Source organism: Prochlorococcus sp. MIT 1342 (genome assembly GCF_047304495.1).
GTDB lineage: Bacteria > Cyanobacteriota > Cyanobacteriia > PCC-6307 > Cyanobiaceae > Prochlorococcus > Prochlorococcus marinus_D.
The window spans coordinates 1,773,637-1,787,805 of record NZ_CP138957.1 but is presented as its reverse complement, the minus strand read 5'-3'; the positions used below and the strand labels follow the sequence as shown (position 1 = coordinate 1,787,805).

The following is a 14,169-nucleotide window of genomic DNA, read 5'->3' as shown; positions in this document are numbered from 1 at the left end:
GAGAGATTAATGAAGAGGCTCTTTAATCCTGCTTCGACGCCTTGGCGCCGTATTTTGAGCGGGATTGACTGCGATCCTTGACACCTGCAGTGTCCAGAGTTCCGCGGATGATGTGATATCTCACCCCAGGCAGATCTTTGACTCTGCCGCCGCGGATGAGCACCACAGAGTGTTCCTGGAGGTTGTGGCCGATGCCTGGGATGTAGGCCGTGACCTCAAAACCTGAGGTAAGGCGCACGCGCGCAACTTTGCGTAGGGCTGAGTTGGGCTTTTTAGGTGTGGAGGTGTAGACCCGTGTGCAAACACCACGTCGCTCTGGACAAGCGCGCAGCGCAGGAGATTTTGTCTTGCGAGTCAAGTGCTGACGCTCAGTTCGGATCAGCTGTTGGATGGTTGGCATCGAAGGTCGGCATTTGGTCGGAGATCCGACCTGATTCCACAATCAACCACCATACCGTTTCGGCTTGCCTGATTGATGATCAGACGGAATCGATTGCGATTAGAGCAGCTCTGCAATCAAATACTTATTTGAAATTTAATCTTAAAAGCGATAGAGGATGTGGTGATAAGGGAGGCATGGGCCCTTGCAGTGCTTCTGTTTTGTTGGGCGAGATGCCAAGTTTGATCTCGTTAATTATTTGTTGGCGATTAGATCCTGACCTCTGGCATTTTCAAGAGGTTCATTAGCTTTTTTAGGATTGCCTTTGTGGTGGCGCAAAATGAGGCCAAGGCCATTGTGGATTCTGGGGGGTGTGCCTCGACCTGTTACAACCAATTGATTCGCTACCAATAGGGACGTTGAACTGCCTCCATCTAAGTTCAGGCCGTCTCTGATCCCCAGTTGTTGCAGGGCTAGGCTTGTCTCCAGCAGGGTTGGATCGCTGCCCCTGGCCCCTTTGAGAGTGAGTAGCCAGACCTTGCCACCACCTTGGCCCACCACACTGCGAGGAGCAGCAAGGGATAGAAAGCTTGGGCTGAAGCCTTCTTGTCTTCCAGACAGAACCACCCGCCCGTTTTGCAGCAGCAATGGACCACCACCAAGCACTTGAGGCAGTTCGCCAAGAGGATGTGATGCTTTCATCCGCAGGCTCACTGTTTCACCAGTTGCCGCCGGTAAAGGGAAGCCTCCTCTGGCTACGACCAGATCCCCATCCTTCCTCAGAGGAACCCCCCGGGCCAGCTGCACTTGTTGGAAGCTCTGTACGACTCGCCCATTGATGATCATCATTGCTTTTTCTTCTCCGCTGAGGGCTTGGTAGATAGGCCCCCAGGCTCTGGTGTAACGACTCAGGCCTCGCTGCAGATAGCCACTATTCAAGGTTTCAAGATTCCATCTTTGCCCTTTAGAACCTTGAAGTTCTTGTTGAAGTTGCAGGCGGCCGAAGGATAGATGCCCTGTAGGGCCCCAGCCAATTGCCCCTCGATTGAGGATTGGGCCTGAAAACCATGTGCCATCTCGTCTTAAGGCCCCTAGGGGCAACTGGCGCACTCGATTGAAGAAACCCCCGTTGATGGCGATCAGAGCGTCTGCAGGTTGGGCCAACTGGTTGAGAAAACGCAGGCCTTGTTGATGGTTAATTTGCGGCAGAGGCCTGAGGAGCAGGCCTTGCTTTGACAGATTTGTACCGACCCTGGTGATTTGCAATGGTTTGACCCCAACGTTCACCACTTTTGTTTCGAAGATCAGGCCGCGCTGGATGAGGGCCTGGATGGATTGATTGAGCAGTGGTGAGGGCAGGTTTGTTGCGTTGCTGTGCTTGCCAATACCGTCCAAGACAATGCGCCAGGGTTTGTCCAGGGTGAGGCTGCTTAGGGCTTCTGCCTGCCCGATGAGCATGAGGCCATTGCGCTGCTGCTTGGGCATCAGGCCTAATGCCTTCATTTGCCTACGCTGCTGGACGGTGGCCTGAAGATTAAGAAAGAGATTGTTGTCAAGGCTTTGCACGAGTGCCGGACCGCTTAGGTCAAGCACCAGACGATTTGAATTGCTGCCCTTGCCCTGCCGAAGACCTTTGAGGCGTGGTGTTGGCAGTTCAACGTGAAGGGTCTTGCTTTTTCGCTTGATCTTGACTCCTGTCGTCGTGAGCCATTCGGCCACATTCAATGCCACTTCATCTTGAAGCGTGATTTGTGGGAGGGATTTCAGAGAGGCTTTGCTTCCATACCATTGCAGTTGCTGTCCGTTTGGCTGGGTGGACCTGCGGAAGCCAAAACGTCCGACCAGTAGATCCAAGGGAAGCCAGAGCTGGTTTGCAGTGCCATCCCTATGGCCTCTCCAGCGCCAAGGGGCCTCGATTAACTGACCATCGATGTTGAGGCGATCTCCAACAAATAAGTTCGCGGCTCTTACCTCAACAGTGGGAGGTGGGGGGGGAGGAGAAACCATGGTTTGGACGCTAGTCCTCTCATTCGGCTAAGTCTTAGAGGAGGGCGCCTGCCTAGGATCACTGATTGAGCTTTTCACTGTGAACGCAGTTCACTGCGGTGCAGGAAAATAGTTTGGCTGAAGGTTATGTCTCAGGATCACCGTCGTTCCAATTGGCCCTATTGCGACAGCAGCGCGCCTACGGCCGTGGTTGGCGAAAAGGATGCATGTGGCGTTGGTTTCTTGGCTCAAATTGATGGGGTAGCTAGCAATTGGATTTTGCAGCAGGCACTTCGGGCCCTGAACTGCATGGAACATCGTGGTGGTTGCGGAGGTGATGCGGATTCCGGAGATGGGGCAGGTCTGCTTTGCGCTATTCCCTGGAGCTATCTTGAGGCCGTGTGGTCGGCAGTGGAAGCTGCAAACCATCGTTGTGGCCTGGGCATGTTGTTTATGCCTCGAGATGCTGCACGTCGCGCAGAAGCACGTTGCTTTTGCGAGCAGGAGGCCGAGTCCCTTGGTCTCAGCTCCAGAGGATGGCGAGAAGTCCCTGTGGATGTGGCGGTGTTGGGTCCCCTCGCCCGTGATACAGCGCCGGTTATCGAGCAGTGGCTGGTGCAGGGATCTCAGCCAGGTGATGCGTTGGAGGCGTTGTTATTTCGATTGCGGCGGCGTATCGGAGATCGTGCTCGGCAGGTCTGGGGAGAGCACTCCAATGATCTCTACGTGGCGTCACTCAGTAGTCGCACAGTCGTTTACAAAGGCATGGTGCGCTCCGAGGTGCTTGCGGCGTTTTATGCCGATCTTCGCGACCCTCGCTTTGAGGTTCCTTTTGCGGTTTATCACCGCCGCTTCAGCACCAATACGTTGCCCCGTTGGCCACTCGCCCAGCCGATGCGTTTGCTCGGTCATAACGGTGAAATCAATACGTTGTTGGGCAACCTGAATTGGGCTAGGGCCACTGAAGTCAACCTAGATAGCGTTTGGGGTGTTGATGCGGCTGATCTCAAACCGGTTGTTAATGCAGCTTTTAGTGATTCCGCCAACCTTGACGCGACTCTGGAGCTGCTTGTACGCAGTGGTCGCCCGATTGTTGACAGCTTGCTGACCTTGGTTCCTGAGGCCTTCCGGGAACAGCCAGAGCTGGCTGACAAGCCAGAAATTCAGGCTTTTTATGAGTATTCCGCGTGCACGCAAGAGCCCTGGGATGGCCCAGCCTTGCTTGTGTTCTCAGATGGTCGCAGTGTTGGTGCCAGCCTCGATCGCAATGGCTTACGCCCGGCCCGCTATTGCATCACCAGTGATGGCTTGGTGGTGATGGGTTCAGAAACTGGTGTGGTTGAGCTTGAGGAAAGCCGCATCATCGAGAAGGGACGCCTTGGTCCTGGGCAGATGTTGGCGGTTGATCTTGAAAAGGGTCGTTTGCTGCGCAATTGGGATGTCAAGCAGGAGGTTGCTGGCCGATATCCCTATGGCGAATGGCTCAGTCAAAATCGTTGCAAGCTTGGTCAAAAGTCTTGGCAGCAGGATTCTCAACTGGGAGATCTGGAACTGCTTCAGCAGCAGACAGCCTTCGGTTTCACTGCTGAGGATTTGGAGTTAATCATCGATTCAATGGCGGCTGGGGCCAAAGAACCCACTTTTTGCATGGGTGATGACATCCCATTGGCGGTGCTCTCCGATAAGCCCCACCTCCTATACGACTACTTCAAACAGCGCTTTGCGCAGGTCACGAATCCGCCGATTGATCCCTTGCGGGAAAAGTTGGTGATGAGTCTCGAGATGCATCTGGGAAAGCGCGGTTCTCCCCTCAAGCCTGAGGCAGCGGCGGCTTCGTTGATTCATCTTGAGACTCCGATTCTCAATGAGGCGGAACTTGCAGCTTGTGCTCAGCTGGAGTTTCCCACGACCACACTCTCCACTTTGCTGCCCGTTAATGATGGGCCTAGCGGTTTGGGGGATTCTCTTAAACGGCTCTGCGTTGAAGCAGCGGATGCTGTGCGCGATGGCAGCCAGATCGTGGTGCTTTCCGACCGCGGGGTTGTTGCTAGCACCACCTACATTCCACCGCTGCTAGCGGTTGGTGCAGTGCATCACCACTTGATGAAGCAGGGTTTGCGGCTGAATGCTTCCTTGGTGGTCGACACGGCACAGTGCTGGAGTACCCATCATCTGGCCTGTCTAATCGGCTATGGCGCTAGCGCTGTGTGCCCTTGGCTTACTTGGGAGACTACGCGGCATTGGTGGCAGCATCCTCGTACTCAGAAACTGATTGAAACCGGCAAATTGCCAGCGCTGACCATTGATCAGGCCCAGGCCAACGTGCGTAAGGCGCAGGAAGATGGCCTGCGCAAGATCCTCTCCAAGATCGGTATTTCCTTACTTGCTAGTTACCACGGCGCTCAGATTTTTGAGGCGATTGGTATCGGTGCCGATTTAATTGAGCTGGCTTTTAAGGGCACGACCAGTCGAGTCGCTGGACTCAGTCTCAATGACTTGGCTAGCGAGACCCTCATCTTCCATGCCAAGGCATTTCCTGAATTGGATCGCACCAAGCTCGAGTTCATGGGCTTTGTGCAATATCGCAGTGGCGGTGAATTTCATCTCAACACTCCGGACATGTCTAAGGCCCTGCATGCGGCCGTGAGGGCTGGGCCGGGCTACGACCACTTCTCTACCTACAAGAACCTGCTGGAGAATCGGCCTGCTACTGCCCTGCGCGACCTGCTGACGTTTCGCTTAGCCCCTACACCCCTCCCGTTAGATCAGGTTGAAAGTGTTGAATCCATTTGCGCACGTTTTTGTACTGGTGGAATGAGTCTTGGCGCCCTATCGCGCGAGGCTCACGAGGTGCTTGCCGTGGCGATGAACCGTATCGGTGGGAAGAGCAACAGTGGCGAAGGAGGAGAAGATCCGGCTCGATTCAAGATCCTTGATGATGTCGATCTTGAGAGTCGTTCAGAAACCCTGCCCAGCATCAAGGGTTTGCGCAATGGCGATACGGCTTGCTCTGCGATTAAGCAGGTCGCCTCTGGTCGCTTTGGTGTGACGCCGGAATATTTGCGGAGCGGTAAGCAACTTGAGATCAAGGTGGCTCAAGGGGCAAAGCCTGGTGAGGGAGGTCAGTTGCCTGGGCAAAAAGTTGATCCCTACATCGCCAAGTTGCGTAATAGCAAGGCTGGTGTGGCGCTGATCTCGCCACCTCCCCATCACGACATCTATTCAATTGAGGATTTGGCCCAGTTGATTCACGACCTGCATCAGGTTCACCCGGCTGCCAAGGTGAGCGTGAAGCTGGTTGCTGAGATTGGCATTGGCACGATTGCTGCTGGAGTGGCGAAGGCCAAGGCAGATGTGATTCAGATCTCTGGTCATGACGGTGGTACAGGCGCATCGCCTCTGAGTTCGATCAAGCACGCTGGAAGCCCTTGGGAGTTAGGTCTCACCGAGGTACACCGTTCACTGCTTGAAAATGGCTTGCGTGATCGTGTGTTATTGCGCGCTGATGGTGGTCTGAAGACTGGTTGGGACGTGGTGATCGCCGCCTTGCTTGGTGCTGAGGAATATGGTTTCGGCTCAGTCGCGATGATTGCCGAGGGCTGCATCATGGCTCGCGTCTGTCATACCAACAAGTGTCCTGTGGGGGTTGCTACCCAGCAGGAGGGCTTGCGCAAGCGCTTCCCAGGTGTCCCCGAGCATGTTGTCAACTTTTTTCTGTTTGTAGCTGAGGAGGTGCGCCAACTGATGAGTGTGCTCGGTGTGGCTCGGCTTGAGGATCTCATTGGTCGCACAGAGCTGCTTGAGCCTCGCAGCCTCAACCTGGTGAAGACCCAAACCCTTGATCTTTCTTGCTTGTTGGATCCGATTCCGGGGGCCGTTGATCGGGCTTGGTTGATTCATGACGCCAAGGCCCATGACAATGGCCCGATCCTCGAGGATCAGCTGCTTGCTGATGCCGATTTGATGGCAGCGATCGATAGCCATGGTCATATCGCCCGCAATCTCGCGATCGTCAACACGGACCGCAGCGTTTGTGCACGGATCTCTGGTGAGATTGCTGAACGCCATGGCAACAAAGGTTTTCGAGGTCAGCTAGATCTCTCCTTTGAGGGGGCTGCCGGTCAGAGTTTTGCGGCATTTCTGCTGCAGGGGGTGAATGTGCGCTTGGAGGGTGAGGCCAATGATTATGTCGGTAAAGGCATGAATGGTGGTCGGATCACGCTCGTACCGGCTTCGAGTGCAGATCAAAGCGGCAGCCAGGTGATTTTGGGCAACACTTGCCTGTATGGCGCGACCGGTGGAGAGTTGTTTGCTTTAGGTAGGGCTGGCGAGCGTTTTGGTGTGCGCAATAGCGGTGTGAAGGCTGTTGTTGAAGGTGCGGGGGATCATTGCTGTGAATACATGACCGGTGGGGTGGTGGTGGTGTTGGGATCAACTGGCCGCAATGTTGGGGCAGGGATGACCGGTGGTGTGACGTTCCTGCTGGATGAGCAGGGAATGGTGAGCGATCGGGTCAACAAAGAGATTGTTGAGATTTTCTCGCTAACCACTATTGAGCAGGAAGCCATTCTCAAAACACTGCTCGAAGCCCATCTCGCGCAGACCGGCAGTACAAAAGCCAAGGCGATTTTGGCCAACTGGATCAGTTGGAAAGCACTGTTTAAGGTGCTTGTTCCACCCAGTGAAAAGGTCAATGTTGGTTTAACTTTGCTTGAGAAAGTTGCAGCCTGATGAATGCCTTGGTTTATCAAAACCGAGAAGTTTACGGCGCAGACTTTGACCCTTTTGCCAGAGCAGCGGCAGACTTACTTAGCTGCCCACCATGAATGGATCAAGGCTTTGCGCTCCGAAGGTGTCAAGGTTTCGAGTGGTTTTTTGGTTGATGCTGAACAACGACCAGGAGGTGGAGGGTTGTTGGTGCTGCAGGCAGACTCCTTTGAAGCAGCCAAACGCTTAGTCGAACAGGACCCGATGATTGTTGAGGGTTTAGTTAAATGGGATCTGCAGCAGTGGATCCCTGTGTGTGGGGAGCTCATGGCTTGAGTTCAGCGTGGGTGGGCGGCCATCAGCCGCTGGACCTCGCCGGCGTGGTAGCTGCTGCGTGTGAGAGGGGTACTAACCACTTGAAGGAACCCCAGCTCAGTTTCCCCCATAGAGCGGAAATATTCGAACTGTTCTGGTGTCACAAAGCGATCGACTGGCAGATGCTTTGGGCTTGGCGATAGGTATTGGCCGATGGTCACTATGTCGACTCGGTGCCGGCGTAGATCCTCTAGGACCTCAATCACCTCAGCATCTGTTTCACCTAGCCCCACCATCAGGCCGGACTTGCTATAGACCTTCGGCCAGCCTTGCCGCACTTGATACAACAGCTCAAGAGATCGCATGTAGTCAGCTTGTGGACGAGCCCGTTTGTAGAGCCGGGGGACGGTCTCAATGTTGTGGTTGAGCACCTCCGGAGATGCTCCCATGACCTTGGCGAGGGCATCCCAATTGCCGTTGAAATCTGGAATTAGCAGCTCAATTGTGGTTAGGGGAGAACGTTGGCGAATGGCCTCGATGCATGCGACGAATTGACTGGCTCCCCCGTCGCTGAGGTCATCACGGTTAACTGAAGTGATGACAACATGACGAAGGTTCATCTGAGCCACCGCTTCGCTTAGGCGCTCTGGCTCAGTGGGGTCTAGGGAGCGTGGGCTTTTGTCAAAGTCGATGTCGCAGTAAGGGCAAGCGCGGGTGCAGCCCGGCCCCATGATCAAGAAGGTGGCAGTTCCTCCTGCGAAGCACTCCCCGATATTCGGGCAGCTGGCTTCTTGACACACCGTGTTGAGATTGAGGCCCTTCAGCAGCTCGGCTACCTCGCCGATGCGTTGCTGTTGTGGAGCCTTGACGCGCAACCAGTGGGGTTTCAGTAAGGCTTTTCCAGTCATGAGAGCAGTTCAGGAACCCACTGGCAGCAGCAGTTCCAGGCGACTTCACCTTCTACAGTGAGCCTATCGGGATGTAGCGCAGCTTGGTAGCGCACTTCGTTCGGGACGAAGGGGCCGCAGGTTCGAATCCTGTCATCCCGATTGATCGTTGCTTTAGTCCGAGGTAATCCCTTCGACAATTGATATCAATCAGTTCTCTGATCATTCTTAAGGCCTGCCAATGGGATGCATGAGTAAACCCTGGGAAGGCTATTGATGGATTATTAATGCCTAGGTCAAGGAAAACTTGCGTCAGCTGCTTGACTTTTGGAATGGAGGTTCAAGGCTTAAGGGAAATTTGAAGTGATGAAGCCAGTCATTTTGCTTGCCGTAGTGGCATTTGCGGCTGTTCTTTTTGTTCTAAATCCACGCATGGCTGTAGACCACGGTCGGCCGATTTATCTTGTTTCTTGTCGTGTGGAGTGGTCGGTGCATTGGTTGGGAGCCTTTAGGAAGGGTGGCCTATTGGGGCTCTATCCACTGGATCGTGCTGCTCAAGCTGTTGTGTCTGACACTCCTATTGAATACGTCTCAAAGGATGAGCAAATGGCTATCGCAATGACCAATGTTATGAAGCCTTGTCGCTGAGCGCCTGCGGTATCAAGAGGATTGCTCTTTAAACGATGTTGCAAAGTCACGAGAAAGCTATGTCGTTTAAATCACTATCGCCAGGGGCGGTAGTCTCTTTTTAAGAGACGATCCCTGGCAGTGGTGGTTGACGAAAGCAACAACGTCTATCGCTGTCTACTAATGCCTTTGCTGATGGCTTATGCCCACCCAATTGTTCTGGTGAGACAGTGACAGAGGCAGTGGTGGATGTCTTGGTGCTTGGTGCTGGTCCGGCGGCCCTGGCCATTGCTGCAGCCCTGGGCAAGGAGGGTTTACAGGTCTCAGCACTGACGGTTGGCAATCCTCGCGAGCCATGGCCATATACCTATGGCATTTGGGGTGACGAGGTGGATGCCTTTGATATGGGGCACCTGCTCGAGCACCGCTGGTCGAACACAGTGAGTTTTTTTGGCCCAGGCGCCTCTGACCCCAATGCTGACGAGAATCGGCCAAGTCCTCATCATCGGGATTACGGCCTATTCGACAAGATCAAGCTCCAGGAGCATTGGTTGCAGCAATGCGAAGCTGCTGGTTTGACTTGGCATCAAGGTCTTGCAACTGATTTTGCTGTTGATGCCACCGTTAGTACTGTGACCACCGCCGACGGTGTTGAGCTGCAAGCTCGTTTGGTGGTTGATGCAACTGGCTATAAGCCGGTATTTCTGCGTCATGTAGATCATGGGCCGGTGGCGGTTCAGACATGCTTTGGCGTGGTGGGACGTTTCAATAAGCCCCCAGTGGAGCCTGGCCAGTTTGTGTTGATGGACTACCGCTGTGATCATCTGAGCCCTGCGGAGAAAACTGAGCCACCCACGTTTCTTTATGCCATGGACTTTGGTGGGGGATGCTTCTTCTTAGAGGAAACATCGCTAGGGCTCGCGCCTCCGGTGTCATTAGAAACCCTGCGTTCACGCTTGGAGCGGCGATTGGCGCATCAAGGCTTAACGATCACTGAATTGCAGCACGAGGAGCTTGGTTATTTCCTGCCGATGAATTTGCCTCTGCCTGACCTGCAGCAACCGCTGCTTGGTTTCGGCGGCTCGGCGGCGATGGTGCACCCTGCTTCGGGCTATTTGGTGGGCAGCATGCTGCGCCGCGCACCTTATGTTGCAAAGGCTGTGGCTGAAGCCATGGCCGATCCAGGGGCGGGGCCGGCGGTGCTCGCGGCTGCAGGTTGGGAGACTCTTTGGCCCAAGGAGTTGCGCCGTAAGCATGCTCTTTATCAATTTGGCCTTGAGAAGCTGATGCGTTTTAAAGAGCCCCAACTGCGTGATTTCTTTGTCAGTTTCTTTGCTTTGCCGAGCGAAGAATGGTACGGCTTTTTGACCAACACTCTTAGCCTGCGGGAATTGGTCGCTGCCATGGTGAACATGTTTGTTAGCGCCCCTTGGAGTGTTCGCTGGGGCCTAATGGGTATGCAGGGGCGGGAGCTGAAGTTGCTTTCACGCTTTCTTTTTCCGCCTCGCTAAAAAGTGCCCTATCAATTCAGAGATGCCTTGAAACAGCGATGCCTTTAATCAACGTTCAGCTTGACTGAACCTGCCTTGTTTTCAAGACAGTTCGGCTCCGGGGTATCCCCTTGGTGTCACCACATGATTGTCTTGCAAACGACTGCTGCTATTGCCGATTAGCACAATCGTGAGCATGTCCACCTCTTTGACTGGCAGCGTCTGCAGTGTGTGCAGCTGTATGTCTTCCTGCGCTCGTCCAAGTTGACGTGCTACGACCACTGGCGTGCTGGGGGCTCGATGCTCCAGCAAGAGTTCAATGGCACGGGTCAGCTGCCAGTCGCGTTCTTGAGAGCGTGGGTTGTAAAGGGCTACCACGAAATCTCCGCTGGCTGCACTTTTCAGGCGGGTTTCAATCTTTGACCAGGGAGTGAGGCGATCGCTGAGACTCACGCTGCAGAAATCGTGCATCAGAGGGGCACCTACCTTGGCGGCGGCTAATTGCAGGGCTGAGAGGCCTGGATGCACCTGAAATTGTGGCCGATCACTAGGGGGTTGTGTGAGCCATAGTTCCAGGGCTAGGCCGGCCATGCCGTAGATGCCACTGTCTCCTGAAGAGATCAAGGCGACTCGTGCTCCCTGTTGGGCTAGCTCCAGGGCCTTAAGGCAGCGATCCCGTTCGCGAGTGAGTTGCCCGTCCAGACGGGCTTGATCTGGGCGGCGCAACGGTTCCAGTAGATCGAGGTAGAGGTCGTATCCAATCCATATGGCACTGCGGGCTAGTGCTGCACGGGCATCGTGGGTGAGAAAGGCCAAATCTCCAGGACCGCTTCCGATCAGATGCAATTCGCCTCTTTGCGGTGCAAAAGGTTGATTGGCTTCGCTGATGGCGATGGTGGTAGCACCATGTTCAGCGTTTTGGGCGTGGTGAATCTGTTTGGTTAGCAGCAAAGTGCCTTTGTTGCTAGCTGCGAGTAGTGCTGCTGCTTCGGCCACGGAAGAGGTGCCCATAGCTTTTGCTACCACAGCAGAAGGTGTGGGTACGTCAACTTCTGCGAGGGCATCAGCCTTGAAGAAGCGCACAGGCCAGTCCTTTGCTTGCGCGAGAGCGAGCAGAGCGGTTTCATCGGCCTTTCGGTCAATGCTGGCAAGGCCTGCTACTGCCTCTGGGGCAAGGCCTGCTTCTGCCAGGGCAGCTGCCACGGCGCGCTCAAGCAGGCTCAGGCTTGTATCGCGTTCGCAGCCAATTCCAATCCATAGACTGGCGGGATGCCAGCTGCAAGACATGCTGCTTTGTGGGCCGATGGTTAGCTGGGCTGGCCGAGCCTGATCAGCATTGGCATTGGCATCAAAAACGTCTTGTGCAGCAGCAGTTGTTTGCCAAAACGTCGCACCAGAATGCTGCAGAAGCAAAAGCTTCCCCCCTTGGGCTTGGGTCAGCATCAACTGATTCCAGTTGTCGCGGCTGCCGCTACGTCGCCAGCCCCAGCCTTTGCCAAAACTATCGAGGGCCAAGCGGCTTTGGCTGTTGGCGTCTCCGGTGAGTACAGCATGGCCGCCTAGCTCTGCGGCCAGTTCCATGGCAAGTTGTTCTGCGCCCGCCTGGTGACCGCCCAGCAATGGCACGACGTGTTTGCCATGGGCATCAAGGACGATCACGGCGGGATCTTTGTCCTTCCCAATCAGTAAAGGAGCAATTAAGCGAGTCACGGCGCCGATAGCACCCACGATGAGCAAGACCCCGTTTGGCTGCCAGTTTCTGCCCAGCACTTCGCTGGCGGGGCCAACTACAAGGCTTTGAGGTGTTTCCTCGAGAGTGTTTGCTGCACGCGGGGTAAGGGCCAGTTGATCCACCTGGTGGCGTCTTGCAAGCCTTTGCAAAAGGGGCCAGGCGCTGACAGAGAGACCAAGAGCAAGGCGCAGAGCGGGGCTAGGTGCGTCGGGATGGGTCAGGGCAGGTTGGCCAAGGGGAACGTTGGAGGCTGTTTCCTTTTATTTGATCTAGGCATGAGCGTTAAAGCATGCTTTTGGATCAATCAAGGGTTGGCCAAGGGGTTTGGGAATTGGGTGCTGGAGAGGCTTGGGCAGCGTCTGCTTTGAGTTTTGGCTCGAGTTCGGCGTTTGGTTCTATATCAGGAGTTGGCTCGAGAGCAGAGTCTGGATCAGGGTTTGGTTCTATATCAGGAGTTGGCTCGAGAGCAGAGTCTGGGTCAGGGTTTGGTTCTATATCAGGAGTTGGCTTGAGAGCAGAGTCTGGATCAGGGTTTGGTTCTAGATCAGGAGTTGGCTTGAGAGCAGAGTCTGGATCAGGGTTTGGTTCTAGATCAAGAGTTGGCTTGAGAGCAGAGTCTGGATCAGGGTTTGGTTCTAGATCAGGGGTTGGCTTGAGATCAGATTCTGGTTCGGCTTCTGGCTTTAGTTCGGCTCCAGACTCGAGCTCTGTCTCGGCTTGACTTGAGAGCGGCAACTCTTGTTTTGCAGACGGATCAGAAAGTTCGTCTTGGATAGGTTTTGGTTCTGATGCGTTGTCAAGTGTCGAGATTTGCGGGGCTTCTGATTTGTCTTGAGGGGTTTGATCAGCCAAAGGCTGGTCTTCTTCTGGCTGGGGTTCGCCTAAGAGCCTTGCTACTTGCTGCTTTGTCAGCGTTGCCTGCATCCAAGCTGGCTTGTCTGCTTCGCTGGTCTGAACAATCCTCAGTTGGTTGTTGAATACTGGATTAATTGGCTTGCCAAAGCCGTCGAGCATCTCTGTTTGAACGCTAATGGGGCCTGATCCTGAGGGCAGGCCCCTGATCCAAATGGCGTCTTGGTGAGTGATTTGGAAACTTTCACCATTCACACTCACTTGGAGTCGCCAGCGGCCATCGCCTTCTTTAAGGTTCTGAATGGGAGCATTCCAAATCAACCAGTCCAATAGAAGGGGTTCACTGTTGCTGAGTTCTGAGGGGCTAACGGTGACGAACCAAGGCTCATCTTCTGTCGGTTGAGTTCGTTGCAGAGGTTGCAGCTGATGCAGCCGCCATTGCAGGCTGGCCTTGGGATCCTTTACAGCTTCGCCCCATGGATAAGCGGCGTAGGCGCTGAGTCTGTGACTTCCAGGCTGCAGGCCTTCCATCGCAATACGCAGTTGGCCACCATCTGCTTCGCTAATGCGGAGTGGTGGATTCTCATCAAGTTGCACCACAACATGGGCACCGAGGCCTAGTTCTGGATCGTTGGTCAGTGGCCAGTCCTTCAAATTGAGCAAGAGCTCCCAGCTCCCATTCTTCTTAAGCACTGTCCCGTCTGTTGGGCTTTCCAGACTCAGCTGGGGGTGATGTTTCGCTAGTTGCTCTCGTATTTGTTGTACTGCGCCTGGTGGGGCAATCTCTTGCAGAGTTCCAGTTGGCGCTGGCACGCGTAAGGATTGCGTTGATGAACTTTCCCTGTTTTGGTTGTTAAAGGGCCAACCTGGCAGGGCTTGTGCGGGAGAGAGCCCAGAGATGCTCAGCAGCACAACCAACACCAGGCCTTGCAATAGGCGCATGGCCTTCCCATGCCATAACCACAGATTGAATTGCTGACGCCGGCTCGAAAGCGGCATTAGAGGGGGGCAAGATTTCGTCATTCTGGGCAGCCACCCGGCGTGGGTAAAAGCGTGGCAACTCCTTGCAAGGCGGCAGTGTTGGATTAGTTGATTGATTTATGTTAATTAGCGTTGAAAATTTGCTTCTTTTGGAGTTGTAAACTTACGTGTATTAATGATCCGCTTCTGTCAGTGGCCCTTCTGCAGACGCCA

Annotated in this window: 9 protein-coding genes and 1 tRNA gene; 5 read left to right on the top strand and 5 right to left on the bottom strand. The window is 54.5% G+C overall.

What is annotated here, in order from left to right; all coding sequences use genetic code 11:
• Positions 1–22: 22 nt before the first annotated feature.
• Complete coding sequence (gene rpsL / locus SIB79_RS09235; protein WP_011131146.1) at positions 23–400, bottom strand: 30S ribosomal protein S12; 378 nt, start codon at positions 398–400, stop codon at positions 23–25.
• A 234-nt stretch (positions 401–634) separates the two neighbouring features.
• Positions 635–2,386 (bottom strand): phosphodiester glycosidase family protein, encoded by a 1,752-nt coding sequence (locus SIB79_RS09230; RefSeq protein WP_063405082.1) that lies wholly within the window; start codon positions 2,384–2,386, stop codon positions 635–637.
• Between the two features lie 126 nt (positions 2,387–2,512).
• Between SIB79_RS09230 and gltB the strand changes: the two genes are divergently transcribed.
• Both gltB and SIB79_RS09220 read left to right on the top strand, forming a co-directional pair.
• Positions 2,513–7,096, top strand: coding sequence for a glutamate synthase large subunit (gene gltB / locus SIB79_RS09225; RefSeq protein ID WP_063405084.1), 4,584 nt, complete (start codon positions 2,513–2,515; stop codon positions 7,094–7,096).
• Between the two features lie 3 nt (positions 7,097–7,099).
• Positions 7,100–7,408, top strand: coding sequence for a YciI family protein (locus SIB79_RS09220; protein ID WP_063400835.1), 309 nt, complete (start codon positions 7,100–7,102; stop codon positions 7,406–7,408).
• 2 nt (positions 7,409–7,410) lie between these two features.
• Here the strand turns inward: SIB79_RS09220 and lipA are convergent, their stop codons facing one another.
• Positions 7,411–8,295, bottom strand: a complete 885-nt coding sequence (gene lipA / locus SIB79_RS09215; RefSeq protein ID WP_063405085.1) for a lipoyl synthase — start codon at positions 8,293–8,295, stop codon at positions 7,411–7,413.
• A gap of 67 nt (positions 8,296–8,362) precedes the next feature.
• Between lipA and SIB79_RS09210 the strand changes: the two genes are divergently transcribed.
• The 3 genes from SIB79_RS09210 to crtL all read left to right on the top strand — a co-directional run bounded on the left by SIB79_RS09210 (position 8,363) and on the right by crtL (position 10,412).
• Positions 8,363–8,436 (top strand) — tRNA-Pro (locus SIB79_RS09210).
• Positions 8,437–8,640: 204 nt separating this feature from the next.
• Complete coding sequence (locus SIB79_RS09205) at positions 8,641–8,922, top strand: hypothetical protein (protein WP_041384664.1); 282 nt, start codon at positions 8,641–8,643, stop codon at positions 8,920–8,922.
• 209 nt (positions 8,923–9,131) lie between these two features.
• The gene (crtL, locus tag SIB79_RS09200; RefSeq protein WP_063405087.1) at positions 9,132–10,412 is read left to right on the top strand and encodes a lycopene beta cyclase; all 1,281 of its coding nucleotides are present in this window, start codon (positions 9,132–9,134) and stop codon (positions 10,410–10,412) included.
• 81 nt (positions 10,413–10,493) lie between these two features.
• On the opposite strand, the gene cobJ is transcribed toward crtL, so the two are convergent.
• Both cobJ and SIB79_RS09190 read right to left on the bottom strand, forming a co-directional pair.
• Positions 10,494–12,272 carry a precorrin-3B C(17)-methyltransferase gene (cobJ, locus tag SIB79_RS09195; protein ID WP_063405089.1) on the bottom strand — a complete coding sequence of 593 codons (1,779 nt, stop codon included), beginning with the start codon at positions 12,270–12,272 and terminating at the stop codon, positions 10,494–10,496.
• 151 nt (positions 12,273–12,423) lie between these two features.
• Positions 12,424–13,998 (bottom strand): hypothetical protein, encoded by a 1,575-nt coding sequence (locus SIB79_RS09190; protein WP_063405090.1) that lies wholly within the window; start codon positions 13,996–13,998, stop codon positions 12,424–12,426.
• Positions 13,999–14,169: the final 171 nt, after the last annotated feature.

Bases quoted from the DNA above. Each gene is read 5' to 3' on its own strand.
- lipA (WP_063405085.1), bottom strand. From the start codon at position 8,295: ATGACTGGAAAAGCCTTACTGAAACCCCACTGGTTGCGCGTCAAGGCT.
- gltB (WP_063405084.1), top strand. From the start codon at position 2,513: ATGTCTCAGGATCACCGTCGTTCCAATTGGCCCTATTGCGACAGCAGC.
- SIB79_RS09190 (WP_063405090.1), bottom strand. From the start codon at position 13,998: ATGACGAAATCTTGCCCCCCTCTAATGCCGCTTTCGAGCCGGCGTCAG.
- rpsL (WP_011131146.1), bottom strand. From the start codon at position 400: ATGCCAACCATCCAACAGCTGATCCGAACTGAGCGTCAGCACTTGACT.
- SIB79_RS09220 (WP_063400835.1), top strand. From the start codon at position 7,100: ATGCCTTGGTTTATCAAAACCGAGAAGTTTACGGCGCAGACTTTGACC.
- SIB79_RS09205 (WP_041384664.1), top strand. From the start codon at position 8,641: ATGAAGCCAGTCATTTTGCTTGCCGTAGTGGCATTTGCGGCTGTTCTT.
- SIB79_RS09230 (WP_063405082.1), bottom strand. From the start codon at position 2,386: ATGGTTTCTCCTCCCCCCCCACCTCCCACTGTTGAGGTAAGAGCCGCG.